Source organism: Bradyrhizobium sp. CCBAU 45394 (genome assembly GCF_028128655.1).
GTDB classification, from domain to species: Bacteria; Pseudomonadota; Alphaproteobacteria; order Rhizobiales; family Xanthobacteraceae; genus Bradyrhizobium; species Bradyrhizobium diazoefficiens.
On sequence record NZ_LBIX01000004.1, the window covers coordinates 166,427 to 192,847 of the forward strand.

At 65.5% G+C, this 26,421-nt stretch carries 24 protein-coding genes; 10 read left to right on the forward strand and 14 right to left on the reverse strand.

Going from position 1 to position 26,421, the window contains the following annotated elements; genetic code table 11:
• Window position 1 precedes the first annotated feature (1 nt).
• From WN73_RS01555 to WN73_RS01570, 4 genes are all read left to right on the forward strand, one after another.
• Entirely contained in the window at window positions 2-928 is a 927-nt protein-coding gene (locus tag WN73_RS01555) for a branched-chain amino acid ABC transporter permease (protein WP_011089184.1), read from the forward strand.
• Window positions 928-2,409 (forward strand): ATP-binding cassette domain-containing protein, encoded by a 1,482-nt coding sequence (locus WN73_RS01560; RefSeq protein WP_161533779.1) that lies wholly within the window; start codon window positions 928-930, stop codon window positions 2,407-2,409. The genes WN73_RS01555 and WN73_RS01560 overlap by 1 nt, the downstream gene beginning before the upstream one ends.
• A gap of 41 nt (window positions 2,410-2,450) precedes the next feature.
• Window positions 2,451-3,689, forward strand: coding sequence for an ABC transporter substrate-binding protein (locus WN73_RS01565; protein ID WP_271551265.1), 1,239 nt, complete (start codon window positions 2,451-2,453; stop codon window positions 3,687-3,689).
• A gap of 189 nt (window positions 3,690-3,878) precedes the next feature.
• Window positions 3,879-5,189 (forward strand): ABC transporter substrate-binding protein, encoded by a 1,311-nt coding sequence (locus WN73_RS01570; RefSeq protein WP_271551267.1) that lies wholly within the window; start codon window positions 3,879-3,881, stop codon window positions 5,187-5,189.
• A gap of 210 nt (window positions 5,190-5,399) precedes the next feature.
• Here WN73_RS01570 and WN73_RS01575 read toward each other — a convergent pair whose 3' ends face one another.
• From WN73_RS01575 to WN73_RS01615, 9 genes are all read right to left on the reverse strand, one after another.
• On the reverse strand, window positions 5,400-6,569 hold the full coding sequence (locus tag WN73_RS01575; RefSeq protein WP_271551268.1) for a Gfo/Idh/MocA family protein: 1,170 nt from the start codon (window positions 6,567-6,569) through the stop codon (window positions 5,400-5,402).
• Window positions 6,570-6,612: 43 nt separating this feature from the next.
• Window positions 6,613-6,909 carry a septal ring lytic transglycosylase RlpA family protein gene (locus WN73_RS01580; protein ID WP_060908527.1) on the reverse strand — a complete coding sequence of 99 codons (297 nt, stop codon included), beginning with the start codon at window positions 6,907-6,909 and terminating at the stop codon, window positions 6,613-6,615.
• A 104-nt stretch (window positions 6,910-7,013) separates the two neighbouring features.
• Complete coding sequence (locus WN73_RS01585) at window positions 7,014-7,859, reverse strand: CmcJ/NvfI family oxidoreductase (RefSeq protein WP_271551271.1); 846 nt, start codon at window positions 7,857-7,859, stop codon at window positions 7,014-7,016.
• Window positions 7,860-8,219: 360 nt separating this feature from the next.
• Window positions 8,220-9,158 carry an ABC transporter substrate-binding protein gene (locus WN73_RS01590; RefSeq protein ID WP_060908529.1) on the reverse strand — a complete coding sequence of 313 codons (939 nt, stop codon included), beginning with the start codon at window positions 9,156-9,158 and terminating at the stop codon, window positions 8,220-8,222.
• Window positions 9,155-10,255 carry an LLM class flavin-dependent oxidoreductase gene (locus tag WN73_RS01595; protein WP_110117019.1) on the reverse strand — a complete coding sequence of 367 codons (1,101 nt, stop codon included), beginning with the start codon at window positions 10,253-10,255 and terminating at the stop codon, window positions 9,155-9,157. The genes WN73_RS01590 and WN73_RS01595 overlap by 4 nt, the downstream gene beginning before the upstream one ends.
• Before the next feature lie 30 nt (window positions 10,256-10,285).
• Window positions 10,286-11,458 carry an acyl-CoA dehydrogenase family protein gene (locus tag WN73_RS01600; protein ID WP_271551273.1) on the reverse strand — a complete coding sequence of 391 codons (1,173 nt, stop codon included), beginning with the start codon at window positions 11,456-11,458 and terminating at the stop codon, window positions 10,286-10,288.
• Entirely contained in the window at window positions 11,452-12,252 is an 801-nt protein-coding gene (locus tag WN73_RS01605) for an ABC transporter ATP-binding protein (RefSeq protein ID WP_011089193.1), read from the reverse strand. Before WN73_RS01605 ends, WN73_RS01600 begins: the two co-directional genes overlap by 7 nt.
• Window positions 12,246-13,268: an ABC transporter permease gene (locus WN73_RS01610; RefSeq protein ID WP_271551274.1), complete on the reverse strand. Its 1,023-nt coding sequence runs from the start codon at window positions 13,266-13,268 to the stop codon at window positions 12,246-12,248. The genes WN73_RS01605 and WN73_RS01610 overlap by 7 nt, the downstream gene beginning before the upstream one ends.
• Window positions 13,246-14,346 (reverse strand): ABC transporter substrate-binding protein, encoded by a 1,101-nt coding sequence (locus WN73_RS01615; protein ID WP_271551275.1) that lies wholly within the window; start codon window positions 14,344-14,346, stop codon window positions 13,246-13,248. The genes WN73_RS01610 and WN73_RS01615 overlap by 23 nt, the downstream gene beginning before the upstream one ends.
• Before the next feature lie 478 nt (window positions 14,347-14,824).
• Between WN73_RS01615 and WN73_RS01620 the strand changes: the two genes are divergently transcribed.
• On the forward strand, window positions 14,825-15,811 hold the full coding sequence (locus WN73_RS01620; RefSeq protein ID WP_271551276.1) for an ABC transporter substrate-binding protein: 987 nt from the start codon (window positions 14,825-14,827) through the stop codon (window positions 15,809-15,811).
• Between the two features lie 119 nt (window positions 15,812-15,930).
• Here WN73_RS01620 and WN73_RS01625 read toward each other — a convergent pair whose 3' ends face one another.
• Window positions 15,931-16,359, reverse strand: a complete 429-nt coding sequence (locus tag WN73_RS01625) for a hypothetical protein (protein ID WP_038966491.1) — start codon at window positions 16,357-16,359, stop codon at window positions 15,931-15,933.
• A 334-nt stretch (window positions 16,360-16,693) separates the two neighbouring features.
• Between WN73_RS01625 and glgC the strand changes: the two genes are divergently transcribed.
• From glgC to WN73_RS01640, 3 genes are read left to right on the forward strand one after another with little or no spacing between them, the layout of a single operon-like run.
• The gene (gene glgC / locus WN73_RS01630) at window positions 16,694-17,956 is read left to right on the forward strand and encodes a glucose-1-phosphate adenylyltransferase (RefSeq protein ID WP_161533769.1); all 1,263 of its coding nucleotides are present in this window, start codon (window positions 16,694-16,696) and stop codon (window positions 17,954-17,956) included.
• On the forward strand, window positions 17,953-19,410 hold the full coding sequence (gene glgA, locus WN73_RS01635) for a glycogen synthase GlgA (RefSeq protein WP_271551277.1): 1,458 nt from the start codon (window positions 17,953-17,955) through the stop codon (window positions 19,408-19,410). The genes glgC and glgA overlap by 4 nt, the downstream gene beginning before the upstream one ends.
• Before the next feature lie 45 nt (window positions 19,411-19,455).
• On the forward strand, window positions 19,456-19,716 hold the full coding sequence (locus WN73_RS01640) for a SemiSWEET transporter (protein WP_011089200.1): 261 nt from the start codon (window positions 19,456-19,458) through the stop codon (window positions 19,714-19,716).
• Window positions 19,717-19,741: 25 nt separating this feature from the next.
• On the opposite strand, the gene WN73_RS01645 is transcribed toward WN73_RS01640, so the two are convergent.
• Window positions 19,742-20,215 (reverse strand): Crp/Fnr family transcriptional regulator, encoded by a 474-nt coding sequence (locus tag WN73_RS01645; protein ID WP_211433578.1) that lies wholly within the window; start codon window positions 20,213-20,215, stop codon window positions 19,742-19,744.
• 257 nt (window positions 20,216-20,472) lie between these two features.
• The gene (locus WN73_RS01650; RefSeq protein WP_028176144.1) at window positions 20,473-21,276 is read right to left on the reverse strand and encodes a DODA-type extradiol aromatic ring-opening family dioxygenase; all 804 of its coding nucleotides are present in this window, start codon (window positions 21,274-21,276) and stop codon (window positions 20,473-20,475) included.
• 158 nt (window positions 21,277-21,434) lie between these two features.
• Between WN73_RS01650 and WN73_RS01655 the strand changes: the two genes are divergently transcribed.
• A complete protein-coding gene (locus WN73_RS01655) occupies window positions 21,435-21,614 on the forward strand; it encodes a hypothetical protein (protein ID WP_028176145.1) in 180 nt (59 codons plus the stop codon).
• Window positions 21,615-21,621: 7 nt separating this feature from the next.
• Here the strand turns inward: WN73_RS01655 and WN73_RS01660 are convergent, their stop codons facing one another.
• Together WN73_RS01660 and WN73_RS01665 are read right to left on the reverse strand one after the other, a co-directional pair.
• The gene (locus tag WN73_RS01660; RefSeq protein WP_271551278.1) at window positions 21,622-23,103 is read right to left on the reverse strand and encodes a carboxylesterase/lipase family protein; all 1,482 of its coding nucleotides are present in this window, start codon (window positions 23,101-23,103) and stop codon (window positions 21,622-21,624) included.
• Between the two features lie 151 nt (window positions 23,104-23,254).
• On the reverse strand, window positions 23,255-23,503 hold the full coding sequence (locus WN73_RS01665; RefSeq protein WP_011089204.1) for a hypothetical protein: 249 nt from the start codon (window positions 23,501-23,503) through the stop codon (window positions 23,255-23,257).
• A gap of 190 nt (window positions 23,504-23,693) precedes the next feature.
• Between WN73_RS01665 and WN73_RS01670 the strand changes: the two genes are divergently transcribed.
• Entirely contained in the window at window positions 23,694-26,384 is a 2,691-nt protein-coding gene (locus WN73_RS01670; RefSeq protein WP_271551279.1) for a flavin-containing monooxygenase, read from the forward strand.
• The last annotated feature ends 37 nt before the right edge of the window (window positions 26,385-26,421 follow it).

Below are 26,421 nucleotides of genomic sequence, written 5' to 3' on the forward strand. Positions count from 1 at the left end.
GATGTCCACCTTCTTCACTTCGCGCCTGTTCTTCGTCTCGCTGGCGCTGGTCGTGATCGCGGCGACGCTGCCGCTTTATGTCTCCGGCTACGTGCTGGGCCTGCTGACCGTCGCCTTCTATTTCGGCGTGTTCGCGATGGCCTGGGACCTGCTGTTCGGCTTCGCCGGCGAGGTCAATTTCGGTCCGACCTTCCTGATCGGCGTCGGCGCCTACACCGCCGGCATCCTCAACGCCCAGTTCGGCTGGTCGGTCTATCTCTGCATCGTGCTCGGCGCGCTTGCCTCGGTCATCGCCGGCCTGGTGCTGGCGCTGCCGGCACTGCGGGTGCGCGGGCCCTATTTCGGCCTGACCACGCTGGTCGCAGTCTTGATGCTGCAAAATTTCATCGTGGTGTTCGCCGACCTCACCGGCGGCGAGATCGGGCTCACCATCCCCGACGTCATCAGCATCAATGCCGGCACGAATTACTGGATCGCGCTCGGCTTCATGACCATCTCGGCCGCGATCCTCTACGGCCTGTCGCAATCGCCGATCGGCCTCGTGCTGCAGGCGAGCGGCCAGGATCCGGTGCAGGCCGGCGCGCTCGGCTTCAACATCGTCAAGCACAAGCTCGCCGCCTTCATCGTCAGCGCCTTCTTCTCCGGGCTGTCGGGTGCGCTCCTGGTGTTCTATTTCGGCACCGCCTCGGTCGGCACCGTCGTCGACGTCGCGGTCGGCGTGAACGTGATCGTCTCGGCCGTGCTCGGCGGCCGGCGCACCGTGCTCGGCGCGGCGCTGGGCGCGATCTTCCTGATCGTCGCCGGGGAATTCCTGAGGCCCACCGGCGAGCTTGCAACCTTCATCGTCTCGGCGGTCGCGCTGCTCGTCGTGCTGTTCTTCCCCGGCGGCTTCCTCGGAGCGGCCCTCTCGCGCGAGGCTCGTTCGTGATGGATATGAGGCTTTCAAACCGGGCCGTGCTGGAAGTCCGCGGCCTGACCAAGCGTTTCGGCGGATTGACCGCGGTGAAGAACCTCGGCTTCGAGGTCAACAGCGGCGAGATCTTTGGCCTGATCGGGCCGAACGGCTCCGGCAAGTCGACCGCGATGAAGAGCGTGATGGGCATCGAGCGCCCGACCTCGGGCGAAGTGGTCTTCGAGGGCGAGGACGTCGCGGGCCTCCCCGCGCACAAGATCGCGCGCAAGGGCTTTGGCATGGTGTTCCAGCACTCGCGGCCGCTGAACCGGCAGACCGTGCTGGAGAATATCATGGTGGCGCTGCTGCCGGACAGCCTGTTCATGCTGTTTCCGGACAAGGCGCTGGTCGAGCGCGCCAAGTGGATCGCCGACCGCGTGGGCTTAGGCAACGTCATGAACCGCCGCCCGCCGACGCTGCCGTTCGCTGATCTGCGCCGGCTCGAGCTCGCCAAGGCTATCGCCCGCGATCCAAAAGTCGTACTGGTGGACGAGCCCTTTGCCGGGCTGACGCGGGCCGAGGTCGATATCTTCTCCGACCTGATCCGCAGCTTCCGCGACGACGGCCGCGCGGTGATGCTGGTGGACCACAACGTCAAGAGCGTCGCAGCGCTGGTCGACCGCGTGCTCGCGATGTATCTCGGCGAGGAGATCGTCACCGGCAAGGCCGAGGACGTCATGAAGAACGAGACGGTGCGACGGGTCTATCTCGGCGGCGCCATCGAGACCCATGCGCGGCCCGAGACCAGCTTCAAGGACAAGGTGCCGCTGCTCCAGGTCGAGAATGTCAGCGTGTTCTACGGCAAGGCGCAGGCGCTGGACAACGTCTCGATCCACGTCCACGAAGGCGAGTTCGTCTCGGTCGTCGGCCTCAACGGCGCCGGCAAGACCACGCTGTTCAACACCATCTCCGGCTTCCTGCCCTATAGCGGCGAGATCGTGCGCGGCGGCGACAGGCTGCGCGGCACGAGCCCGGCCAGGATCGCGCGCAGCGGTCTCGTGCAGTGCCCGGAATCGCGCGAGCTGTTCGGCGAGATGAGCGTACGCGAAAATCTCGATCTCGGCGGCCAGCATCTGTCCGACGACAAGCGCGCGGCGCAGCTCGCCTGGCTGTTCGAGCTGTTCCCGATCCTGAAGGAGCGCCAGGGCCAGATGGCGCAGACGCTGTCCGGCGGCGAGCAGCAGATGCTCGCGATCGGCCGCGCCCTGATGATGCAGCCGCAGATCCTGATCCTGGACGAGCCGACGCTGGGCCTTGCCCCCGTCATCCTCGAGCAATTGTCCAAGGCGCTGACGAAGCTGCGGCAGACCACGTCGATCACGGTGCTGCTCGGCGAGCAGAACGTCACTTTCGCGCTACCGCACGCCGATCGCGTCTATGTGCTCGAACACGCCAGGATCGTCTGGGAGGGCGATCCCGGCCGCTTCGCCAGCGAAGCCGGCGCCGATTTTCTTTAAGTCCGTCAACATCAACAAAAAAGCATAGAAGGGAAACGACCATGCGACCATCGACCATCCTGAGCGGCAGCTTCCTCGCCTCCGCGCTGGCGCTCTGCCTCGCCGCGCCCGCCTACGCGCAGTCGAACGATCCGATCAAGATCGGCGTGATCGCCGAGGTGCAGTCGATCGCGGGCGCCGCGACGCCGGGCGGCGCGCAGATCGCCGCCGACGAGATCAACGCCAAGGGCGGCATCCTCGGCCGCAAGATCGAGATCGTCACCTACGACAACAAGAGCTCCTCGGCCGACTCGGTGCGAGCGTTCCAGCGCGCGGTGAGCGAGGACAAGGTCTCCGCCGTGATCGCGAGCTATATCAGCGAGGTCGTGCTGGCGCTCGAGCCCTGGGCGGCGCGGCTGAAGATGCCGCTGATCACCCCCGGCGCCGCCTCGAACGAGATCACCAAGGCAATCCACAACGACTATGAGAAGAACAAGTACACCTTCCACGGCTATCTGACGTCGGCGGCGCAGGCCCAGCTCGTCTGCGACGCCGCCAAGGACCTGCTCGTCGACAAGCTCAAGTTCAAGACGGTCGCGATCATGAGCGAGGACGCGGCCTGGACCAAGCCGCTCGACGTCGGCTACGAGGCGTGCCTGCCCAAGGCCGGGCTGAAGGTCGTCGAGCACGTGCGCTTCTCGCCGGATACCACCGACTTCACGCCGATCTTCAACAACATCGAAGGCAAGAAGCCCGACGTGATCGTGACCGGCATCTCGCATGTCGGCGTGCAGCCGACGGTGCAGTGGAAGAACCAGCAGGTGCCGATCCCGATGTTCGGCATCAGCGCGCAGGCGCTGAGCCCGACCTTCTGGAAGGACACCAATGGCGCCGCCGACGGCATCCCGTCGCTGGCGGTGGCCACTCCGGATGTCGCCGTGACCTCGAAGACGAAGCCGTTCGCGGCCGCCTTCAAGGCCAAGTTCGGCTCGCCGCCGGCCTATACCGGCTACACGGCCTATGACGAGGTCTACTTCATCACCGAGGCGATCAAGCGCGCGGGCTCGACCGATCCCGACAAGATGGTCGCCGAGATCGAGAAGACCGATTACGAGGGCACGATCGGCCGCATCCAGTTCTACGGCAAGGACGACGAGTTCACCCACGGCATCAAGTCCGGCCCCGGCGCCGTGACCGGTCTCGTCTTCCAGTGGCAGGACTCCAAGCAGGTCGTGGTCTGGCCCGAGAAGATCGCGGAAGGCAAGCTGAAGTTTCCGAACTTCGTGAAGCTGTCGCAGTAACCGGCTCGCACCGGCATCAGGCCCATCGCTCCGCGGGGAGCGGTGGGCTTTTTGCTGTCTTTCGCAGATGCGTTGTGCGGCGGCGCACCGCGTATCGACCTTGGGCGATGTTGACTTTCCGCCGTCCCCCTCCCCATACTTCGCAAAAAGATAACAACCAATCATAAGACGGTCTTGAGGGAGGATAGGATGCCGACTTCACGCAGGCAGTTGCTGAAGAGCTCGGCGGCTGCCGCCGCCGCACTCAGCCTCGATTGGACAAGGGCCCAGGCGCAAGCCGAGACATTGCGCATCGGCCTGATCTACGACCTCACCGGCCCGTTCGCCGCCGGCGGCTCGGTCGCCTCGTCAATCGGCGCGCAGATCGCGATCGATCTCGTCAACGAGAAAGGCGGCATCGGCGGCAAGACCAAGATTGCTCCAGTCGCTGCGGATTCCCAGAGCAAACCCGACGTTGCGATCAACGAGGCCGAACGCCTGATCAGCCAGGAGAAGATCGACATCATCAACGGCGTCTATGCGAGCTCGCATGCGGTGCCACTCGCGGCGAAGGTCGAGCAGCAGAAGAAGATCCTCTGGATCACGACCGCGGTCTCGACCGCCGTGTTCAAGGACAAGAACCTGCAATACGTGTTTCGCGCGCAGATCCATTCCGACCAGTATGGCCAGGCTTTTGCCGGGTTCCTCGCCGAGCATGCGAAAGCAAAACTCGGAATGGATCCCAAGGAGGTCAAGGTCGCACTGATCCATGAGGACGGCCCCTACGGTGTTGGCGTCGCCGCCGCCGACGAGGCCTACGCCAAGGAGGCCGGCATCCAGGTGGTGCTGCGTGAGGGCTATTCGGCCTCCGCGCCCGACCTCTCGGTGCTGGTGACCAAGATCAAGCGCGCCAAGACCGACGTGATCTCTCATGCGGGCTACAACCCCGACATCACCCTGTTCCTGCGCCAGGCGCGCGAGAGCGGACTGCGCTTCAAGATGCTGTTCGGCGCCGGCGCCGGCTACAGCCAGCTCGACAAGCTGCGCGCCACTTTTGGTCCCGACATCGACAATTTCTGCAACATCGATCCCGTGCCGGCGCAATTGCTCGATCCGGCAAAGCTCGCACCGGGTATCGGCGATCTGACCAACGCCATGGTCACGCGCTACAAGGCCAAGACCGGCGCCACCGACGTGCCGCCGCACTGCTCGATGGGCTTCAACCAGACCTGGGTGCTGCTCAACAACGTGCTGCCGGTCGCCAAGGAAAAGTACGGCAGCTTCGAGCCCGAGGCGATCCGCAAGGCCGCGCTCGACGTCGACATCCCCGCCGGCGGCACCATCCAGGGCTATGGGGTAAAGTTCTTCCCGCCGGGCACGCCGCTCTCCGGCCAGAACGAACGCTCGACGCCGGTCGTGATGCAGAACGCCGGCGAGCACATCTCGGTGGTGTGGCCGACGAACATCCGCACCCAGGACCCGGTGTTTCCCCTGCCGAAGGGCTCGACCTACGGGGCGTGAGGGGGTTCTTCGCCTCTCCCCGCTTGCGGGGAGAGGCCGGAATACGCGCGATGCGCGCGGATTCCGGGTGAGGGGGAGTCTCCGCGAACTCCGCTGTCACAGTCCCCGCGGAGACTCCCCCTCACCCCAACCCTCTCAGCGCGAGCGAAGCTCGTCGCGGCCCCGCAAGCGGGGCGAGGGAGCTCCGTCCCGCCGCGGTAACGATCTCCCCTACAACACCACCCGCCGTCCCTCTTCCGCGGCCCAATACCCCGCGTAGTTCACCTTGATCGTCTCGTAGGCCAGTGCGAGGTCCGACAGCGGCTGCCGGCTGGTCGCGGCGCATTCCATGAAGTCCTGGATTTCCTGCAAATAGCCGCGCGTCCACTCCTCCTCGAGGCAGACATATTGCCAGCCGGTTTTGCGGTCGACCTTTTCGGTGACGTAGACGTTTGCGAGCTTCTCCTCGGAGGTCTGGTAGCTCACCAGATGCGTGTTCGGGGTGATGTTGGCGAACAGCGAGCCGCCGCTCGTATAGGTCTCGATCAGGTTGCGCACGCCGCCCATGATCATGTCGCCGGAGAACACGGTGGCCTTGGTGCCGTCGGAGAACGTCGCCGTCAGCGTGCCCCAATCCTCGACATCGACGGGGTTGGCCTTGATGTAGGTGCGCTCCTCCGGCTTCAGGCCAGCGGTGACGTTGCCGACATCGCCGGTGACGCTGGCGACGCGGATGATTTCACCGCGCGCCCTGGCCTCGACCTGCTTGAGATAGAGCACGGCGGAGAGCGGATGGCAGCCCATGCGGATCAGCGAGCCGCCGCCGGTCATCGCCCATTGCGCGGCGTGGGCCGCGTGCGAGCCGGAATGGCTCTCCTCGCCCTTCATGAACAGGATCTTGTCCTTGGTCGCCTTGATGATCTCGGCGGTCTTGGTCACGGCCGGCGCGTAGATCCAGTCCTCGGCGTACATGAAGAGTTTCCCGGTGCGCTCGATCGCGGCGCGCGTCCTGTCCATCTCTTCGATCACGCGCTCATACATCAGCGCCTTCGGCACGTGCTTGCCGATCGGCTGCGTGTCGCCCTCGCGGCCGAAATAGCCGGCGAACGGCTTTTCGCAGATCACGTGCTTGCCGGCCTGCATGCTGGCGACGATCATCTCCGCATGAAGGTTCGGCGGCGTGCAGATGTCGATGACATCGAGCTCGCCGTCCGCGATCAGCTCGGCGAAGCTCCGATAAACACGCGGGATATTGTGATGCTGGGCGAACGCGACGACCTTCTCGCCGCGCGCAGCCACCGCCGCGACCTCGACGTCCACGCCATAGACGCGCCGGAACGCATACATGTGCAGCTCCGACACGAAGCCGCAGCCGACGAGTCCCACCCTGATCCTGGCCATAGCGCCCCCCTGCTTTGGGCGGCACTATAGCGCGCCTGGAGCCCTATTCCACCGAGACGCGCACCACGCCCGCGCTCATCATGCCGAGCGCGCGGGCGGCGGGCACCGAGAGATCGACGATACGGCCGCGGATGAACGGGCCGCGATCATTGACGCGACACTGGATCGAGCGGCCGCCGTAGGACACCCTGAGCACGCTGCCAAACGGGCGCGTGCGGTGGGCGCAGGTCAGGTCGGCGCCTTTGCCTTTTCCGTACCCGTAATATGAGGCAAGTCCGCTTTCGGCATGCGCCAGAGAAAATGTGGCAAGACAAAACAATAAAGTGGTCAGCGCTCGCACGGCACCGCTCCCCGGTTGACCCTGCCCCGCGCTGCAAACGTCGCCTTGTTCCCCTAAGTTCCGGGAACACTGCCGGGTCACCCCGGCAGTGCCATCACACATTGTTACTGTTTGTGGAACACCAGCGTGCGCAGCTCGATGCTCTCACGTGGCGGCGCATCGGCGGGCGTGGTCGGATCGACAAAGGCGGTATGCGGCCCGAAGCGGGTGCGGCCGTCCGTTGCGGAATCGTAGCACTTGAGCAGAAGCGCCTCGTCCGGCGTCATCTCCGGGAAATAGAACCAGCGGTGGTTCGGATTGTATTTCACCGAATAGGTCTCGCCGCGGCGATTGGGATAGATCAGGTCGGAGGCGATGAGATCCTCAGGCGCCACCGTGGTGCCGTCGGCCATCGCCAGCGGTGAATCGCGCAAGGGGCCGCGGATCGGCCGCCAGAGATTGATCACCTGCACACGCCCCTTCAGAAGCTCGTCGGCCTCGTCAGGCAGATGCTCGCGCACGCGGTTGGCGCCGGAGACGGCGGTCTGGTCGACATGGACACGCGTCGCCGGCCGACGCGGGCCACCATCGCGAATATCCGGGGCGCCCTCGACGCGCCTGCGCACGGTATGGTCGAAGATGACGACGCGATCGGCCTTCAAGGTCGCCCGCAAAAAGGCCTCGACGGCGGGATAGTAGACCGCCCTCACCTCCTCGTCGTTGTAGAAGTCCTTCACTTGGGTCGGATGGCGCACCAGCGCAAAGCCTTCGCGGTCGAGCGAGATATTGTTCGCGATCAGCCGCGCGTCGAAGATCGGCACCTGATGCGGCTCCGGCAGCGACGTGCTCTTCGGCTCGCCCGGCGGCGGATCGAACGCGTAGGTGCGCGGCTTGCCTGAAATCGGCGCGAGATAGTTGAGTTCGGCGGTGACGAAGGGAAGCGATTCGATTCTTGTTTCTTGCAGGCCCATGGCCGGTCTCCCGATGTGGTCGTGGGATTGATTTTTGACGGGGTAGAGCGCGCCGCAAGGGAGGTGACGCAAATAGCAATGCAGCTGTTGTTAAGCGGAGGGAACGCAGAACGAATCTGTCGAGAACGGCGGTCGCTCTGGCTACGTTCTTCTCGCTTCACGGATGCTTGAGGGCCTCGTCAACTCTCGTACCCCGCCGCCGTCATTCCGGGGCGCCCGCAGGGCGAGCCCGGAATCCATCGGGCCGCAATCTTTGTAGATCAATGGATTCCGGGCTCGCGACTTCGTCGCGCCCCGGAATGACGCCGGTGCAGCACTTCACGCCAGAGCGCGTCCAGGACACGCGAGTGTGCCTAGCAGCTACAGCCCCGCCTTCGCGATCGCATCCGCAAAGGAGCGGTCGACGATCTCCGCCGCATCGAGCTTCTGCTTGATCAGACCCCAGCGGAGGTACAAATCGATCGTGCCCTGCTCGTCCGCGACCACGCCGTCGTCGATTGGCGCGATGCGGATTTTTGCACGCGACAGCCAGTTTAGCGGCACGGCGGTCGGGATGTTCATCAGCCTGCCCCAGGTCGCGGCATAGCTATCAACGTTGTTCAGCGACCACGCCCGCGCGGCGGTGAGGCGGCGGATGAAGTCGGTCAGTTCGGCACGCTTGTTCCTGATAGCGTCGGGCCGCGCCACCTGAAAACTCAGGCCCGGCGTCAGGCCCTCCGAGGTGATGATGCGGCGCGATTTGAACAGTACCTCTTCCTGGCTCACATAAGGCTCCCAGGTCGACCACGCATCCACGGAGCCATGCGTGTAGGCGATCTTGGCATCCGAGGGCGCGAGGAACGCGATTTGCACGTCGCTCTCACTCCAGCCGCTTTTCTCCAGCGCGGCCAGGATCAGCTGATGGCCGATCGAGCCGCGGCCGGTTGCGATCTTCTTGCCGCGGAGGTCGGCAAAACTCCTGATCGGCGAATTCTCGGGCACCAGGATGGCGAGCCCCTCGCGCGTCTGCCGGATCGCGGCGATCGCCTTCACCGGCGCGCCGGAGGCGGCAGCGAAGGTGAAGGGCGCGTCACCAACGAGGCCGGTCTCGATCGCGCCGGCGCTGAGCGCCTCCAGCAGCGGTGCGGCGGCCGGAAACTCCTTCCACTCAATCTTGTAGGGGACATCCTTGAGCTGGCCTGCCGCTTCCATCACAGCCTGCGCATTGCCCTTCTGGTCGCCGACGCGGAGCGTGGTTTGCGCTGCCGCCAGTTCCAACGAACCGAGCAGCAGCGCGCCGGCCAACATGAGGCGGATCATTCAGCTGCCTCGCCGCGGGCGACCTGACGCTTGGCAACCAGCTCGCGCGTCAGCGGGATCAGCTCGCGGCCATATTCGATGGCGTCGATCAGCGGATCGAAGCCGCGGATCAGGAAATGGCTGATGCCGAGGTCGTAATAGTCGCCGAAGACTTCGGCGACCTGCTCGGGCGTGCCGACCAGCGCCGTGGTGTTGCTGTTGGCGCCGGTGAGCTTTGCGATCTCGGTCCAGAGCCGCTTGTCGATGCGGCTGCCCTGGTCGGCGAGCGCGAGCAGGCGCCGCGCACCGGCGGTGGCGTGGCCGTCGGCGGGCTTGCGATAGCCGGTCTTGTCCTGAAGCGCAGTGGCGCGCGCCAGGATTTCTTCCGCCTTCTCCCAGGCCTGCTTTTCGGTGGGCGCAATGATCGGGCGCACCGAGAGGCTGAAGCGCGGCGTCTGCCGGCCCTGCCGGACCGCGGCATTGTGAACGCGGGACGTGACGTCGCGCACCTGCGCATAGGATTCGCCCCACAGCGCGAAGGTGTCGGCGTGCTTGCCGGCGACGTCGATCGCCGCGTCCGAGGCGCCGCCGAAATAGACACGGATGCCCTCGGGACGATACGGCTTCACCTGCGAGAAGGCATTCTCGACCTGGTAGTACCTGCCCTTGTAGGTGAACGGCTTGTCGCTGGTCCATTCCAGCTTGAGGACATCGAGGAACTCGGAGGTGCGGGCGTAGCGCTCGTCCTTGTCGTCGAGCGTGTTGCCGTCCTGCCGGAGCTCGGTGGCGTTGCCGCCGGTGATGACGTGAAGCGCGACGCGGCCGCGGGAAAACTGGTCGAGCGCTGCGAACTGCCGCGCCAGCAGTGTCGGCGCGGTGAAGCCGGGCCGCTGCGCGATCAGCACGTTGAGGCGGCTGGTCGTGTTGAGCACGTGCTGGGCGACCTGGAGCGCGTCCGGCGTCGTCGAATGAAACGCCAGCAGCGCACGATCGAAGCCGGCATTCTCATGCGCCTTGGCCACCGTCTCGATGTGGGTGGGGTTGAGGACCGGCCCCTCTCGGACGACAGTTTCGGACGAATTGTTGTTGCTGATGAAGCCGATGAACTCGATCGACATGATCGTCTCCCTGATTGTTTTGCGGAAAAGCTAGAGGCCCAGTGCGGCGCGGCCGAGGCCGGTGCGCGTGGAATCGTCCTGCGGCGTGTGCACGCGGCCGCACAGCACGTCGCGATAGTGCCGCTCCAGTGGATTGGTGCGAGAGAGGCCGTGATTGCCGGTGAGCGACAGCGCGTCCTCGACGGCGGCCACGGCATTGTTGGTGACGGTGAGCTTGATCACATTGGACTCGGCCGCCGAGAGCTCGACACCGTCGTCGAAATCGCCGGCAAAAGAGGCGATCAGCCGCGCATTGACCGCGAGCCGGGCCTCGACGGCGCCGAGGATCTCCTGCGCACGCGGCAGAGTCGCGAGCGGCGCGCCAAGGCTGGCGGGGACGCGTTGCTTCAGGAACGAGATCAGCCAGTCGTGCGCGGCGCGGGCGACACCGTCATAGATCGCGGCAACGAAGATGGTGTGCACGGTCGCCTGCGTGACGTCAGGTCCGCGCCAATCGGCGGGCTTGCGGACATCGACCTCGGAATCGAGCGGGATCACGACGTCGTCGAAGATGACGTCATGGCTGCCGCTCGCGCGCAGGCCGTGATGGTCCCATGTCTCGACGATGCGCGTGCCCGGCAGGCCCGCCGGCAGCAGGAACTGTCCGACCCGCGGCTCCGCCTCGTCGGTCCGGGCCCAGACCAGATACCATTTCAGGATCGGCGATCCCGTCGAATAGATCTTGTGGCCGGTCAGGCGCCAGCCGGTCTCGGTGCGCCGCGCGATCGTCGCCGGCAGGCCGCCGCGCGCAGGCGAGCCGAGCTCGGGCTCGACGCGCAGCGCGTTGACGAGTGCAAGGCCTTCGACAGTCTCACGCGCAAGCTTGCGCGACAACCGGGCGGGCCAGGTCGGACTGCGCGCCATGACGAGATGATTGATGTAGTGCATCGACAGCACCAGCGCGGTCGACGGATCGGCCTTGCCGATGATGCCGATGACGCGCGCGGCGTAGCGCGCACCGGCGCCGGCCCCACCATGGACTGCGGGAACCGTCAGCGACAGCAGGCCGGCCTCGGAGAGCTCGCGAAAGTTCTCGAACGGAAAACTGCCGGTGCGGTCGTGCTCGGCCGCGCGCGCGGCGAAGGCCTCGGCCAGCGCCTCGGCGCGGGCGACGTAGTCGGGTTCGCTATGAGCCAGGCGGCCTTTGGCTATGGAGGTCACCATGTCGCATCCAGTCCCAGAAGGCCGAGGATCTGGCGGCGCAGGTCGGCCAGATACGGATCGCCGCGATGGCGTGGATAGGGCCGGTCGACGCGGATGTCGGCCTTCACCCGCGCGGGACGGTCGCTGAAGACGATGACGCGGTTGGCGAGCACCAGCGCCTCCTCGGCGTCGTGCGTCACCAGCAACGTGGTAAAGCCCTTGCGCTGCCAGAGCGCGACGATCTCGGCCTGCATGGTGATGCGGGTGAGCGAGTCGAGCTTGCCGAGTGGCTCGTCGAGGATCAGGATTTTGGGATCGTTGACCAGTGCACGCGCCAGCGCGACGCGCTGCGCCATGCCGCCGGAGAGCTGGTGCGGATAGGCGTTGCGGAATGACGCAAGGCCGACCAGATCGAGCGCGTCATCCACGCGCTGCCGCTGGCTCTTGAGGATGCCCTGGGCCTCGAGGCCCAGGGCGACGTTGTCCCAGACCGACCGCCAGGGAAACAGGGTCGGATCCTGGAACACGACCACGCGCGAGGGATGCGGCCGGGTGATGCGGGCCTCGTCCTCACGCAGCGTCCCCGCCTTGGGCTTGTCGAGGCCGGCAACGAGCCGCAGCAAGGTCGACTTGCCGCAGCCGGACGGGCCGAGCAGCGCGACGAATTCGCCGGGCTCGACCGAGATGCTGACGTCGCTCAACACCGGCAGCTCGGCACCGTCGATGTCGAAGGCATGGCTGACCTGCTCGATGTCGAGCGCGGCGCCGGCGGCGGGATGCGTGGCGACTTCGGCCAGTGCGGCTGCGGCTACCATTTCACGGTCCCCTTCTGCCAGACCAGCAGGCGATCGCGGATCGAAAACAGCAGCGTGATCGCGCCGGAGCAGAGCAGCGACATCACGATCAGCGCCGCGTACATGTTGGCGTAAGCCGCCCAGCCCTGCGCCCATTGCAGATACCAGCCGAGGCCGGCCTTGACGCCGATCATCTCGGCAACGACGAGCACGGCGAAGGACGAGCCGAGCCCCATGAACAGGCCGACGAACACGTGCGGGAGCCCGGCGGGGATCGCCACCTTCAGCACCAGAAAGGACGGCTTTGCGCCCAGCGTGCGCGCGACGTCGTAATAGGCGTTGCTGACGCTCGCGACGCCCGACCAGGTCAGCACGGTGACGGGAAAGCCGGTCGCCAGCGCGATCAGGAAGGTCGAGGCGCTCCAGCTCGACGGGAAGGTGAAGAAGGCAATCGGCAGCCAGGCGGTCGCCGGCAGCGGGCCGATGAAGCGCAGCACCGGATGCACCCAATAGCCAACCGCACGCGACCAGCCGATCGAGACGCCGGTCAGGAATCCTATCGTGGCGCCGATCAGATAGCCGCCAAGCTGGAGCTTGACCGAGGCGAACACGCTGTCGAGCAGCTTGGGCAGATCGTCGGTATAGACCTCGATGATCGACTGCGGCGGTGGAAAGAACGGCAGCGGCAACCAGGCGAATTTTGCGGTGGCGACTTCCCACAAGGTCAGGAAGGCACCGAGCGCGACGAGCCAGGGCGCGCGCTTATGCAACGCCTTGCCCGCCGAGCCGAGATAGTCGGCACCGAAGGTGCCGAACAGCGCGACGGCCGCGATGACGAAGGCGGCGATGCCGAGCGAATGCGTGCGCGACCAGTCGCCGACATCTTCCCACCACAGGCAGGACAGGCCGAAGGCGATCCAGGCGACGCTGGCAAGAATACCGACACCGGATTCACGGACCCAGCTCGCAAGCAGCGGCGCGCGGGCGAGGCGTGGTGCGCCGGAGGCAAGGCCGTCAGACAGCGAATACGTCGACATAGATGCGCTCCGCGAATTTGGCAGTATCGGTGCTCTGCTTGAAGACCTGCACGCTCTTCAGGTCGTCGGCATAGGCCTTGAGCTCGCGCTTCAGCACTTCGCCGACGGGATGATGGTGGTGGGTGTGGTAGCGCACCATGCCCTCGATATCGGCGAGCGTCGCCGCTTTCGGTGCGTAGGGCTGGAACGATTTCGCGGCCACCGTCGGGTTCTGCGAGGTGAACATCGCGGCATCGAGCAGCGCCTGCGTGATGGCACGGGCGACCTGCGGCTCCTCGCGCACCAGGCTGCCGCGCAGGCCGACGATGCAGCAGCTCTTGTCGCGGTATTCGCCGTCGAGATTGGAGGCGACTTCCTTGTACTGGCTGTCCTTCAGCCAGAGATAGGCGAGCGGATCGGACGACAGGAAGGCCTGAACCTCGCCCTTCTCGACCGCGACGTTGAGGAGATTGCCGGGATAGGCGCGCCAGTCGACGTCCTTGACCGGATCGATGTCGAGCTTTGCCAACTGGATCGAGAAGAAGTTCTTGTCGGGACCGGCGAGATCGCCGACCGCGACGATCTTGCCCTTGAGGTCGGCGAGCCTGCTCACGCTGGAATCGGTGCGCGTCAGCACGCGCATGCAGCCGCCATGGGTGCCGGCGGCGATCTTGACGTCAAAGCCCTGCTCCAGCGGCTTCAGCCAGCGCAGCGCCATGCCGAGACCGGCATCGCTCTTACCGGTCGCGATCGCTTCAAGGAGCTGGTCGGTCGAGCCGGAATAATTGACGAGCTCGACGTCGAGATTCTGCTTCTGGAAGAAGCCGTGCTCGATGGCGACGGGCAGCGGCGCGAGGCAGACCGCGCCGGCATTCCACGACAGCTTTAGCTTACGCGGGGCACCCGTCAGCGCGGGCGCGTCAGATGCCGTCCGGCACAGCGGGAACTCGGAGAAATCGATGCCGGATCCGATCGGCTGCGGCGCGAAGGCCTGTGCGCCGAGCGCACCGAGCGGTGCGGCGAAAGCCGCAGCCAATCCCGCCTGGAGCAGATGGCGACGGTCGAGACTCGATCCGCCGCGCTTGTTCTCGTTGTTCATCGGGCCCTGGCTCCTGCGCTGGCACGTCTCCGCCGTTTGCGCAACGAATGTCGTTGCGCATGTTCCGTACGGAGCTGCGTTGAGAGAATGTCTTTCCGTCGGCGCTCCCGGCGCCGCGTTGATGCGATGCGCAAATCATGCGGCGCGCTCGCCGCATCGTCAATGAAATGGAATTTCGAATGTTGCGCGAAGCGAAGTCATTCTCTCCATCGTCGCGTGCAGGAACGGTGAAAGGATTTTCGCGGCCGGGTCCGTTTGTAATCTCCATCACGACTGCGGCATCCGCATCGTTGCAGCGCTGCTTTGCAGCCGGCGCACGTCGCTTTCTCGAAAGCGATCGTTCGCTGAAACGTCCTTGCCGATCGCGCGCGCAATACGGTTGGCCATTTCATTGACTGCGCATCGCGCGCTCACAGACTTGATCGTCCCGCTGCATCGTTCGCTCACGCGCCGTGAGCAAACCAACAAGACAGATCACATGAGCATCAACTCTTCCTCTCTCGATCATTCCCTGACGCGCCGGCTTGCGGCGTCGCTGCTGGCGGCCGCCATCACCTTGTCGACGGCGGCCGCATCGCTCGCGGCCGACACCGTCGTGCTGCGCGTCGGCGACCAGAAGGGCGGCAATCGCTCGCTGCTGGAGATCTCCGGCTACGCGAAGGACCTGCCCTACAAGATCGAATGGTCGGAATTCCCGGCGGCAGCTCCGATCCTCGAAGCGCTCAATGCGGGCGCGCTCGACGTCGGCTACACCGGCGACCTCTCCTTCCTGTCGGTTTATGCGGCGGGTGCGCCGATCAAGGCGATCGGCGGCACGCGCTCGGATGCGAAGACGCAGGCGATCCTCGTGCGGCAGGATTCGCCGATCAAGTCGGCGGCCGACCTCAGGGGCAAGCGCCTCGCGGGCACGCGCGGCGGCTGGGGTCAGTTCTTGATCGACGCGATGCTGGAGAAGGCGCAGATCAAGCTGGAGGACGCGACGTTCGCTCCACTCGGCCCCGTGGATGCCAAGATCGCGCTGGTGGCGGGCTCGATCGACGCCTGGGCGGTGTGGGAGCCCTATGTCTCCTTCGCCACGCTGAAGGACAAGGCCCGCGTGATCGCCGACGGCGACGGCCTGACGCCGACGATCACCTTCATCGTCGCCTCCGACAATGCCATCGCCACCAAGCGCGCGGCGGTGCAGGACCTGGTGCAGCGGTTGAACAAGGCACGGCTGTGGTCACTGGATCATGTTGCCGAATACGCCAGGAGCACGGCCGAGCTGACCAGGCTGCCGGAGGATGTGCTGCAGTCGGCCTACACCGCGCAACGCACCAGCCCGATCGTGATCGACGAGAACGTGGTGAAGGAGATCCAGGCAGCTTCGGACCGCTCGACGCGCTACGGCATCCTGCCGAAGAAGCTCGACGTCAACCAAGCCGTCGACCGCAGCTTCACCGCGGCGGCCGCCGGGTCGAACTAGGCGGAGGCGGCGGGATGCGCAGGCTTCGCCTCAAGGCCGGCCCGCTGCATCTCGCCGCGATCGTGCTCGCGCATCTCGCCTGCATGAGCCTGATCGTGTGGCTCTCGCTTTAACCGCGATCACCAATATCCGCGGTAGTACGGGCGCGCATACGGCCGGTAATAGCCGTAATAGGGCCGATAGACCCGGCGGTAGCCATAGTATCGCGGATAGGCATAGGCCGGCCCGTAGCCGTAATAGGCCGGCGCATAACCATAGCCATATCCAGGATAACCATAGCCACCGTAATACGGGCCGCCGCCGTAATAGCCGTAGCCGTAAGGCGCGCTGCTGGCGATGGCGCCGCCGATGATCGCGCCGACCGCGAGGCCGCCGAGGCCCCATCCCCAGCCGCCGCCGCGCCAATGCACCTGCGTGACGTCGTCGCCGGCCGCAGCCTTCATGGCCGCGACATTGGTCGGCATCGGGGCTGCTGCGGCCTGCCCGATTTGGCCAGCCATGACCGCACCTGCCAGCGAACAGGCAATTGCCGTTGTCCAGATCCTCATCGTCTTGCTCCCTCTCGGACGTTTCGCCTGGAAAAAGGATCGCAGGCGTATGATCGGGCATCCTTGCGCCAAGTCAAACGCTCGATTCTGCGTGCGGCGCACAAGAGAGCCCATGCATGCCTCAATTGTGGTCAGGCTCGCCGCGCCGGGATGACACCGATGCGACGGCGCCTGCGCCGCGCACGACGGCAAAGCATTAAGCTTCCCGCGCGTTCGCAACCAACAACCACCTTCCCGATTTACTATTCGTACCGTTACTATTGGTTCCAATGGTGCGCGGCCGAGAGGCATCTCGCGAGGGCTCCGACTTGCGCCAGAAGAGTGGGAGGATGACATGAGTGCCGTCGGAAATGAGCCGCTCGCCCGTCAGGCGCTGGCGTTCGTCCTGGCTGGCGGACGCGGCAGCCGGCTTCTGGAGCTGACCGACCGGCGCGCCAAGCCGGCGGTCTATTTCGGCGGCAAGTCCCGCATCATCGATTTCGCGCTGTCGAACGCGGTGAACTCCGGCATCCGCCGCATCGCGGTCGCCACCCAGTACAAGGCGCACAGCCTGATCCGGCATCTTCAGATGGGCTGGAACTTCTTCCGCCCGGAGCGCAACGAGAGCTTTGACATCCTGCCCGCGAGCCAGCGTGTCTCCGAGAACATGTGGTATGTCGGCACGGCGGACGCGATCTACCAGAACATCGACATCATCGAGTCGCACAACGCCCGATTCATTGTCGTGCTCGCCGGCGACCACATCTACAAGATGGATTACGAGGTGATGCTGCGCCAGCACGTCGATAGCGGCGCCGACGTCACGGTCGGCTGCCTCGAAATGCCGCGCGCGGAATCCTCCGGCTTCGGCATCATGCATATCGACGAGAACGGCTGGATCCAGGAGTTCCTGGAAAAGCCGGCCGATCCGCCGCCGATGCCGGGCAAGCCGGACGTCTCGCTCGCCAGCATGGGCATCTACGTGTTCGATGCGAAATTCCTGTTCGACCAGCTCAAGCGCGACGCCGAGGACCCGAGCTCGAACCACGATTTCGGCAAGGACATCATTCCCTACATCGTCAAGAACGGCCGCGCGATCGCGCACCAGTTCTCGACCTCCTGCGTCCGTTCCGGCAGCGATCCCCGCGCCTACTGGCGCGACGTCGGCACGGTCGACGCCTATTGGGCGGCCAACATCGACCTCACCGACGTGGTGCCGGAGCTCGACCTGTTCGACCGCGCCTGGCCGATCTGGTCCTACTCGGAGATCACGCCGCCCGCCAAGTTCGTCCATGACGAGGAGAGCCGGCGCGGCCAGGCGGTGAGCTCGCTGGTCTCGGGCGGCTGCATCATCTCCGGCGCCTCGCTGCGCCGTTCGCTGCTGTTCACCGGCGTGCGCATCAACTCCTATGCCAATGTCGAGAACGCCGTGATCATGCCCTATGTGAATGTCGGGCGCGGGGCGCGCTTAAAGAACGTCGTGATCGACCGCGGCGTCGAGATTCCCGAGGGGCTCGTCATCGGCGAGGATCCCGAGCTCGATGCAAAACGCTTCCGAACCACCGAGCAGGGCATCTCCCTCATCACCCAACCGATGATCGACAGGCTGAATACATGACGCCTGCTCGCGTCCTCGCGGTCGCCTCCGAAGTCTATCCCATCGTCAAGACCGGCGGCCTCGCGGATGTCGCCGGCGCGCTGCCGATTGCGCTGAAGGCGCACGGCGTCGAGATGCGCACCCTGATGCCGGGCTATCCCGACGTGATGCGGCTGCTCTCGGGCGCGGAGGAGATCCGGCGCTGGCCGGATTATTTCGGCGGGCCGGGCCGGCTGCTCGCCGGCGCGCATGACGGGCTCGACCTATTCGTGCTCGACGTGCCGCATCTCTACGCGCGGCCGGGCAACCCATACGTCACGGCAGAGGGGATCGACTGGCCGGACAACGGCGTGCGCTTTGCGGCGCTGTCGCGCGTGGCGGCCGACATCGGCCACGGCCTCGTTCCGGCCTTCGTGCCCGACATCGTGCACGCCCATGACTGGCAGGCCGGGCTCGCGCCCGCTTATCTGCGCTACGACAATCGTCCGCGTCCCGGCACCGTGATGACGATCCACAACATGGCCTATCAGGGCAAGTTCGCTCCTGAGCTGATCGGTGCGATCGGCCTGCCGTGGAGCTCCTTCGACGTCAACGGCCTCGAATATTTCGGCGGCATCAGCTTCCTGAAGGCCGGCCTGCAATTCGCCGATCGCATCACGACGGTGTCCCCGACCTACGCGCGTGAGATCCAGAGCGACGAAGGCGGCATGGGGCTCGGCGGCCTGCTGCGCGCGCGCGCGGGCGCATTGAGCGGGATCCTCAACGGCATCGACATCGCGGTGTGGAATCCGCAGACCGATTCGCACATCGCCTATCGGTTCGGCGCGGAGGACCTTACGTTCCGCGCTGCGAACAAGGCGGTGCTTCAGCAACAATTCAATCTCGATTCCTCGGACGAAGCCCCCCTGCTCGGCGTCATCAGCCGGCTGTCCTGGCAGAAGGGGCTCGATCTCCTGCTCGAGGCCATTCCGACCATTTTGGGCGAAGGCATGCAGCTCGCGCTGCTCGGCAGCGGCGACCGCGATCTCCAGGATCGCTATCAGGCCGCCGCCCGCGCGAATCCCGGCCGGATCGGGGTCGTGATCGGCTACGACGAGATCCTGGCGCATCTGATCCAGGCCGGCTCGGACGCGCTCATCGTGCCGTCGCGGTTCGAGCCGTGCGGCCTGACCCAGCTCTGCGCGCTGCGCTATGGCGCCGTGCCGATCGTCTCGCGTGTCGGCGGCCTCGAGGATACCATCGTCGATATCGGCGAGGCGGACGCGTCCGGCCGCGAGGCCACCGGCTTCAAGTTCGGCCCGGTGACGGCGGATGCCCTCGCCGGCACGCTGCGCAAGGCCAACACGGCTTTCCACGACAAGCTGACCTGGCGGCAGCTGCAACGAAACGGCCTTGCGACCGACGTCTCCTGGCGCAGCCGCGCCGGCGACTATGCAGCGCTGTATCGGAGCCTGATCGAATCGCGCCGCGCCTAGCACGTACCGGCTGAGCCCACGCCGAATCCATGTTATAGGATCGGCATGGACCCGTTCTTGATCAAGCTGATCGGCTTTGCTGCCGCCACCTGCACCACCGTCGCCTACGCGCCGCAGTTCATCAAGGTCTTGAAGACCCGCTCGGCGCGCGACATCTCGCTCGGCATGTTCCTGGTCATGGTGCTGGGCCTGGCGCTCTGGCTGATCTACGGCCTGCTCAGCGGCGACGCGCCGCTGATCGCCTCGAACGCCGTCACCATGCTGCTCGCCGGCGGCATTCTGGTGATGAAGCTGAGATACGGCTGAGCTTCCTGATGCCTCGGATTCTTGTTCAGTCGGAAAAACGAAGCCGCTGGTATTGCAACTTCACCGCACGGTAGCATTCGCAGGTGGCCTTGTTGAGCTCGGCGACGTTGACGATCTCGATGTGGCCGCGGCTGAATCGAATGACGTTCGCCTCCTGAAGGGCATGGGCGACGAACGAGACGCTGTTCCGGCGAACCCCGATCATCTCGGCCATCAATTCCTGCGTAAGCTTGAAGCGATCGCGGCCGGATAGATCCCGAACGCGCAAGAGCCATCGCGCCAATCTCGCCTCGACGGAGTGGGATGCATTGCAGCCCACGGATTGCTGGGCCTGAACGAACAGGGCCTGGCTGTGACGCGTCAGGCCATCCCGGAACTCGACACTCCGCTGTGCGAGAGCGCGAAGGCGAGCAGCTTCGATCTGCAAAGCCAGACCCGGCACCAATACGACAGCGTGCACCAGTGCGACGGGTTCTCCCAATACGCCAAAAGTACCCAAAATGGTGTCGGAGCGCCGGCACCATCAATTTCTTCGGAAAAATCTTAGAGCAATAGACACAACCATAGCGCGAATGTGAATCGAGCGATACGGTCAGAAGCACCCGCATATGCACTGTGGCGGGCGGATGGCTACGGGAGGGCGCGTGCGAATGTCACCCCGCCGTGAGGGCTCGTTACGAACAGCTCTGGGAACGGATCATGCCAGCAGGATCGACGCGACGTCGGCGTGAACCTTGATGCTTGCAGCCGCGCGGTTCAAGGCTGACCACCGAACATGTACGACGCCATCGCGACGCTTGCGACCTCGTCCACGAAGACACGATGGCCGACGTCGTTGCCGGCAGCGCCGGCCGCGACCATCAGCGGCAGCAGATGGTCCTCGCGCGGATGCGCCAGGCGCGCGCTCGGCGCGTTCTCCCAGTCGACCAGCATCGCGTTGCGGCGCGCCGCATCCGGCGCACTGATCGCCTCGTTCAGATAGGCCTCGAAATCGTAGGAGACCGGCTTTGATTCCGGCCGGTTGAAGCCGCGCATGTTGTGATAGGTGAGCCCGCTGCCGACGATCAGAATACCTTCGTCCCGCAGGGCGGCGATCGCCTGCCCGGCCTTGATGTGCTCGGCCGCATCGTAGCTCGATTTCAGCGACAGCAGCACGATCGGCATGTCGGCGTTCGGGTACATCAAGCCGAGCGGCACGAAGGTGCCGTGATCAAAACCCTGATTGGCATCTTCGCGGCAATCGAGGCCGGCGCGCGCGAGCAGCGCCTTCACCTCCGCGGCGAGCTCGGGCTTACCCGGTGCCGGATATTTGAGGCGGTAAGTATGCTCCGGGAAACCGTAATAGTCGTACACCATCGGCGGATGCGCCGAGGTCGACACGGTGAAGGCGTCCGCCTCCCAATGTCCGGTGATGACGAGCACGGCTTTTGGTCTCTCGGGGAGAAGCTGTGGCAGCCGCCCGAACTCCTCGGCGGTCCTGGCATATTGCACCCGCCGGTCCTCCATGAACGGCCAGGGGCCGCCGCCATGGGACAGGAACAGGGTCGGAAATCGCGTCATGGGCGAAAGCTCGTCTCGTTGACAACATGCGCGTGCGAGCCGCCCGCGCAACCGGCGGCGAGCATAGGCAAACCCCTATGGTTAGCAAGTCGTTAACGATTTGCCTTCCAAAATCCCCGCCATGGTCGAAGGAGTCGGCCAGAAGACGAGGACGTGAGATGAGGAAGTTTGCGCTGGGGGACGTCGTCAACAGTGACAAGGGCCGCCGCGGCGTCGTCCGCGCCGCCTACAAGTCGCGGGAAGGCCAGCAGTTCTATGCCGTCGAGAAGGACGGCGCGATGGACTATCTGGAGGAAGACCGGCTGAGCCCGGCGCCGCGCGTCGAGCTCGCGGCCTAAGTCCAACTCATTTTCTGCTCTCACTTGCGAGTCGGTCGAGACGCTCCGCGAAGGGATCGTCTCCGCTCGCGGTGCGATCATTCGTGATCAGCAGCAGGCGATCGCCGCCCGCCGCCGCGTCCCAGCGTGGCAGGTCGGGACCGTTGGGATCGCCGCTCCTGGCGAAGTTGATCCAGTAGCTGCGCATGCGGCTTGCGAGCTCGCGATCGCGCCGTGAGAAGATGCCGGCACCGGGCACGCCTTCCACGCCGAAGATGAACTGCAATTCCCGCCCGTGACCGCCGTCCGGGTTGGTGCGCCGGGCCTCCGGCACGTAGGCGAAGCGATAGCGGAAGGTCGGCGCGCCGCTTGCGGCGTGCAGACGAGCCAGCAGCCTCACCGGCTCGGAGAAGACCTTGTCGGTATAAAACCTTGCCGCGAGGTCCGAAGCTTTGGCGAGGTCGGGATAGAGCTTGCGCAGGTCATCGACGGCGGTGCCAGACGATGCAAGCGCCTCGGCGATTTCAGGTTCGCTGTCGAAATCCGTCTCGTCATCGTTGGAGCCGATGATCAGGGGAATCCGCCCTTCATGCCCGGCCGCAAAACCCGCGGCGATATCTTCCCTCACGAGGCTTCCATCGATCGTCGGCGCAAAGCCGAGCGGGACTTTCGCGAGCAGCTTCTTTTCGGCGGCAAGCAGCCGTGCAGGCCCGATCGCACGCGCGTTGGTTTCCTTGGCATCCGGTCCGAGCGTCGCGACGAATTGCAGGCCCCAGGCCTCCGCCTCCTGCCGCGAGCGCAGGCGCACGCGGCCGGGCACCGATTGCAGGATGGCTTTCTGAAACAGACCACGCACCTCGTCGCACAGCATCAACAGCGCGATCGACGTCGCGCCCGCACCATTGCCGAACAAGGTGACGTTCCCGGGATCGCCGCCGAACGCCGCGATGTTGTCGTGGACCCAATGCAGCGCCGCGATCTGGTCCATCAGTCCGTAGTTTCCGGAGCCGTCTTCCGAGAGCGCCGGATGAGTGAGCCAGCCGAGCACACCGACGCGATAATTCACGGTCACCACGATGAGGCCGGCCTGCGCGAGTTTCGCGCCGTCGAACATCGGATCGTTCGCGGTGCCGCCGACGAAGGCGCCGCCATGAACGAACATCATCACCGGCAGCGGGCCGTCGACGCCGAAGGGGCGGAACACATTGAGCGTGAGGCAATCTTCGCTCGCCTTTGGCAGCGACGGCTGGAGGCAGGGCGCGCCGTACTCGTAGGCGGTGCGCATCTCAGAACTCTCGGCCGTTGCCTCCGGCGAGCGCCAGCGCAGCGGGCCGACGGGCGGCGCTGCATAGGCGAGTCCCTTGAAAAACGCCACCTCGCCTTCGACGCCGCCGAGCATCTGGCCTTCGCGCGTCAGCGCGAATGGAAACTGTCCGACCGGTTGGGCCATGGCCGAACCGGCGAGGCAAAGGAATGCGGAAACCACGATGAGCGCAAGCAGGGACCGCATCTTGGGGATCTCAATGCGCGGAGAAGTTCCCCGGAAGGTTACGTCTACGGCTGACGGAGAAGCAAGCTCCGGTCTTACCTCTCCCCGCGAGAGCGGGGCGAGGGAGCGCACCTGCGCTGCGGCCAGAGCTCAACTCATTTACGGCCTCCGGCTAGCTGCCCTTGGCAATGATCTCCGCCAGCGCGCGCCGCGCGACGATGCCAAGCTCACCAAGCGTGGAGTGACCGGCCTGCGCCGCCTCGATCAGGCGCTCGGCGATGAATTTGCGGCTGTCGTGATCGCCACCATGCGGCAGTTGGCGGCACGTCTCCTCCAGGACGACGTCCATGTTCGCTTTCGTCCGCTCACTCAACTCTGTCATGACGCCCGGTCGGTACGCGTGGCTTGTAATCGCAAGCATACACAGAAGGATGTGGTCTGATTAGACCGGACAATCCCGGCGATTGTGCATCGCGGTGCGTGTATCGCCGCAACCTTCGCGCGGCCAAAATCAAGCCGCGATCGACTACCGAAGATTGCACTTGTCCTGATGACAAGCCGAGCCTGCAGCGTTAGCCTGCCGGCAAAACAAAATACACGGGAGGAATGCCATGCCTGACGCAATGGTCGCCGCACGCGAGTCCAAAGCGGCCAGTGGAACAGCCCAGCAGGTCGACGTCGCGGTGGTCGGCGCCGGATTTGCCGGCCTTTATCTGCTTCATCGCCTGCGCCAGGCCGGCTTCACGACGGTCGCCCTTGAAGAGGCCGGCGATGTCGGCGGCACCTGGTACTGGAACCGCTACCCCGGCGCGCGCTGCGACATCCAGACCATCGACTACAGCTACACCTTCGATCCGGAACTCGAGGCGGCCTGGACATGGTCGGAGAAATACGCGACCCAGCCCGAGATCCTGCGCTATCTCGGCTTCGTCGCCGACCGCTACGATCTGCGCCGCGACATCCGCTTCGGGACCAAGGTCACCGAAGCCAAATGGAACGAGGCGGCTGAGCGCTGGCAGCTCACCACCGACAATGGCGCGCCGGTCTCCTGTCGCCATTACATCATGGCCACGGGCTGCCTCTCCGCACCAAAGCCGCCGGAGATCGACGGGGTCAAGGACTTCAAAGGCGAAGTCTATTTCACCGGCCGCTGGCCGCATGACGGCGTCAATCTTGCGGGAAAGCGCGTCGCCGTGATCGGCACAGGCTCGTCAGGCATCCAGTCGATCCCGCTGATCGCCGAACAGGCCGCGCATCTCACCGTGTTCCAGCGCACGCCGAATTTCGCGCTGCCGGCGCACAACGGCCCCGCGCCCTCCGACCGCATGAGCCTGCTGCAAGGCGACCGCGCGGCCTATCGTGAGCAGGCGCGCCAGTCGATGGCCGGCGTGCCCTATCCGCAGCAGACGGCCGTCAGCTGGCAGCTCAGCGATGCCGAGCGCCGCGCACGGTTCGAGGAGGCGTGGGGCAAGGGCGATCTCGTCTATATCCTCACCCAGCTCTGGGCCGACCAAGCGGTCGACGTCGACGGCAACAAGCTGATCTGCGACCTCATCCGCGAAAAGATCTCGGCGACCGTGAAGGATCCCGAGACGGCGGCGGCGCTGATGCCGCACGACCATCCCTTCGGTGCAAAACGCCCCTGCCTCGACACCAACTATTACGCGACCTACAACCGGCCGAACGTCACGCTGGTCAATCTGCGCCAGGAGCCGATCAAGGCGATCACCGCAACCGGCATCACGACGGCCAGGCGCAGCGTCGACGTCGACGTCATCGTGTTCGCGACCGGCTTCGACGCCATGACCGGCGCGATCCGCGCGGTGCATCCGATCACCGGGCGCGGCGGCAAGTCGCTATCGGATGTCTGGGCGCAGGGGCCACAGACCTATCTCGGGCTCACGGTCGAGGGCTTCCCGAACTTCTTCATGATCACCGGTCCGGGCAGCCCGTCGGTTCTGTCGAACATGGCGGTGTCGATCGAGCAGCATGTCGACTGGGTCGTGGACCGGCTCAGGGCTTTGCGCGATGCCGGCTTCACCACCATCGAGCCGACCGAGACGGCGCAGGCCGGCTGGGGCCAGCACATGGCCGACTGCTCGATGCTGACGCTGCACCGGCTCGCCAACACCTGGTACACGGGCGCGAACGTTCCCGGCAAGGTGCAGGGCCTGATGCCCTATACCGGCGGTGTCGGCCCCTATCGCAGCATCTGCGATGAGGTCGTCAGCCGCGGCATGCTCGGGTTCAAGCTCACCGGCCCCAAAGTCGCCGCGCAGTGCAATGACGGCGAGGTGGTGCGGCTGCAGCCGGATGTGCGGCTGGTGCTGAACCTGCTGGCAACGCTGAACCTGCCACCGATCGAGTCGATGGGCGCGCTCGGCGCCCGCGCCTTCGTCAACGAGTTCAACAAGGGCCGTCCGGCGGGGCGACCGATCGGCGATGTCGTCGACGGAACGCTGCCGGGCACCGACGGCCCGCTTCCCTATCGTGTCTACAAGCCGGCAACCCCGGGGCCACATCCGGTCGTAGTCTATTTCCACGGCGGCGGCTGGGTGCTCGGTGACGAGCAGTCGGACGATCCGTTCTGCCGCGACATGGTGCGACGGACCGGGATGATGTTCGTCAGCGTCGGCTATCGCCACGCGCCGGAGCATCGCTTCCCGACCGCGGCTGAGGACGGCTATGCGGCGACGCGCTGGATCGCCGAGCACGCCGCCGAGCTCGGCGGCAAGCCGGGCCCGGTGCTGGTCGCGGGCTGGAGCGCCGGCGGCAACATCGCCGCCGTCACCTGCCAGCTCGCGCGCGATCGCGGCGGGCCCGAGATCGCCGGCCAGCTCCTGGTGTGCCCGGTCACCGACTGCGACTTCGATCGTTCCTCCTACAACGACAATGCGACCGGCTACTTCCTGACGCGCTCGCTGATGTACTGGTTCTGGGACCTCTACTGCTCGCCGGCCGACCGTACTGATCCGCGTGTCTCGCCGCTCCGCGGCAAGGTCTCGGGCCTGCCGCCGGCCTTCGTCGTCACCTGCGAGTTCGATCCGCTGCGCGACGAAGGCATCGCCTATGCCGAAGCGATGGCCGCTGCCGGCGTCCCGGTCGAGCAGCTCAAGGCGCGCGGCCAATTCCACTCGTCCTTTGCGATGGTCGACGTGGTGATCACCGGAGTGCCAGGCCGGGTGCAGATGGCCGAGGCCCTGCGGCGTTTTGCCGGGCTTCCGCCGGAGGTCAGCCTCGGCGACGAGCACAGCCACGGTCACACCAGCCCGGGACACAAAATCGCAGCGGCCGCGAGCTAGTGCGACAAGGCAGCCGGGAACCTTTTCCCGGCCGCCG

What these genes read in the sequence shown, in the direction of transcription:
- WN73_RS01555 (WP_011089184.1), top strand. Translation starts at nt 2, where the DNA reads ATGTCCACCTTCTTCACTTCGCGCCTGTTCTTCGTCTCGCTGGCGCTG.
- WN73_RS01560 (WP_161533779.1), top strand. Translation starts at nt 928, where the DNA reads ATGGATATGAGGCTTTCAAACCGGGCCGTGCTGGAAGTCCGCGGCCTG.
- WN73_RS01565 (WP_271551265.1), top strand. Translation starts at nt 2,451, where the DNA reads ATGCGACCATCGACCATCCTGAGCGGCAGCTTCCTCGCCTCCGCGCTG.
- WN73_RS01570 (WP_271551267.1), top strand. Translation starts at nt 3,879, where the DNA reads ATGCCGACTTCACGCAGGCAGTTGCTGAAGAGCTCGGCGGCTGCCGCC.
- WN73_RS01575 (WP_271551268.1), bottom strand. Translation starts at nt 6,569, where the DNA reads ATGGCCAGGATCAGGGTGGGACTCGTCGGCTGCGGCTTCGTGTCGGAG.
- WN73_RS01585 (WP_271551271.1), bottom strand. Translation starts at nt 7,859, where the DNA reads ATGGGCCTGCAAGAAACAAGAATCGAATCGCTTCCCTTCGTCACCGCC.
- WN73_RS01590 (WP_060908529.1), bottom strand. Translation starts at nt 9,158, where the DNA reads ATGATCCGCCTCATGTTGGCCGGCGCGCTGCTGCTCGGTTCGTTGGAA.
- WN73_RS01595 (WP_110117019.1), bottom strand. Translation starts at nt 10,255, where the DNA reads ATGTCGATCGAGTTCATCGGCTTCATCAGCAACAACAATTCGTCCGAA.
- WN73_RS01600 (WP_271551273.1), bottom strand. Translation starts at nt 11,458, where the DNA reads ATGGTGACCTCCATAGCCAAAGGCCGCCTGGCTCATAGCGAACCCGAC.
- WN73_RS01605 (WP_011089193.1), bottom strand. Translation starts at nt 12,252, where the DNA reads ATGGTAGCCGCAGCCGCACTGGCCGAAGTCGCCACGCATCCCGCCGCC.
- WN73_RS01610 (WP_271551274.1), bottom strand. Translation starts at nt 13,268, where the DNA reads ATGTCGACGTATTCGCTGTCTGACGGCCTTGCCTCCGGCGCACCACGC.
- WN73_RS01615 (WP_271551275.1), bottom strand. Translation starts at nt 14,346, where the DNA reads ATGAACAACGAGAACAAGCGCGGCGGATCGAGTCTCGACCGTCGCCAT.
- WN73_RS01620 (WP_271551276.1), top strand. Translation starts at nt 14,825, where the DNA reads ATGAGCATCAACTCTTCCTCTCTCGATCATTCCCTGACGCGCCGGCTT.
- WN73_RS01625 (WP_038966491.1), bottom strand. Translation starts at nt 16,359, where the DNA reads ATGAGGATCTGGACAACGGCAATTGCCTGTTCGCTGGCAGGTGCGGTC.
- glgC (WP_161533769.1), top strand. Translation starts at nt 16,694, where the DNA reads ATGAGTGCCGTCGGAAATGAGCCGCTCGCCCGTCAGGCGCTGGCGTTC.
- glgA (WP_271551277.1), top strand. Translation starts at nt 17,953, where the DNA reads ATGACGCCTGCTCGCGTCCTCGCGGTCGCCTCCGAAGTCTATCCCATC.
- WN73_RS01640 (WP_011089200.1), top strand. Translation starts at nt 19,456, where the DNA reads ATGGACCCGTTCTTGATCAAGCTGATCGGCTTTGCTGCCGCCACCTGC.
- WN73_RS01650 (WP_028176144.1), bottom strand. Translation starts at nt 21,276, where the DNA reads ATGACGCGATTTCCGACCCTGTTCCTGTCCCATGGCGGCGGCCCCTGG.
- WN73_RS01655 (WP_028176145.1), top strand. Translation starts at nt 21,435, where the DNA reads ATGAGGAAGTTTGCGCTGGGGGACGTCGTCAACAGTGACAAGGGCCGC.
- WN73_RS01660 (WP_271551278.1), bottom strand. Translation starts at nt 23,103, where the DNA reads ATGCGGTCCCTGCTTGCGCTCATCGTGGTTTCCGCATTCCTTTGCCTC.
- WN73_RS01665 (WP_011089204.1), bottom strand. Translation starts at nt 23,503, where the DNA reads ATGCTTGCGATTACAAGCCACGCGTACCGACCGGGCGTCATGACAGAG.
- WN73_RS01670 (WP_271551279.1), top strand. Translation starts at nt 23,694, where the DNA reads ATGCCTGACGCAATGGTCGCCGCACGCGAGTCCAAAGCGGCCAGTGGA.